This window comes from Staphylococcus sp. HMSC059F04, assembly GCF_001812565.1.
Classification (GTDB): Bacteria; Bacillota; Bacilli; order Staphylococcales; family Staphylococcaceae; genus Staphylococcus; species Staphylococcus lugdunensis.
Window position 1 is genome coordinate 4,581 of the sequence record NZ_KV809481.1, and the last position, 954, is coordinate 5,534.

At 43.4% G+C, this 954-nt stretch carries 1 pseudogene; it reads left to right on the forward strand.

The window, feature by feature from the left end:
- Positions 1 to 954, forward strand: a pseudogene (locus HMPREF2864_RS11050) (YSIRK signal domain/LPXTG anchor domain surface protein); the annotation flags it as partial.

Here is a 954-nt window from a genome sequence, read left to right on the forward strand (position 1 = left end):
ACACAGGTCAAACAGCAGCAGAAAATGGTATTACGACACATGTATATGAACGCATCCAGTCAGAAATACCGAATGAGGCACCGCAAGAGACACCGGTAGAATTAGAAGTAACACGCTATGTAGATGGCGAAGGTAATGAAGTGCAAGAAACGGAAGAAGGCACACATGACGCACCAGGTATTATCGCAGATAAGTGGCAGTACACAGGTCAAACAGCAGCAGAAAATGGTATTACAACACATGTGTATCAACGTATCCAGTCAGAAATACCAAACGAGGCACCGCAAGAGACACCGGTAGAATTAGAAGTAACACGCTATGTAGATGGCGAAGGTAATGAAGTGCAAGAAACGGAAGAAGGCACACATGATGCGCCAGGTATTATCGGAGACAAATGGCAATATACGGGTCAAACAACAACAGAATCTGGCATTACGACGCATGTGTATGAACGTATACAATCAGAGATACCAAATGGAGCGCCACAGGAAACGCCAATACAATTAGAAGTGACACGCTATGTGAATAGTGAAGGTAATGAGGTGCAAGAGACAGAAGAAGGCACGCATCAACCACCAAGTATTATCGGAGACAAATGGCAATATACAGGCCAAACAACAACAGCAGATGGTATCACAACATATGTGTATGAACGCATTCAATCAGAAATACCAAATGAAGCGCCACAGGAAACGCCAATACAATTAGAAGTAACGCGTTATGTGGATAGTGATGGCAACGAAGTTCAAGAGACAGAAGAAGGCACGCATCAACCACCAAGTATTATCGGAGATAAATGGCAGTACACAGGTCAAACAACAACGGCAGATGGCATCACAACATATGTGTATGAACGTATACAATCAGAGATACCAAATGAAGCACCGCAAGAGACACCGGTACAATTAGAAGTGACACGTTATGTGAATAGTGAAGGTAATGAGGTGCAAGAGA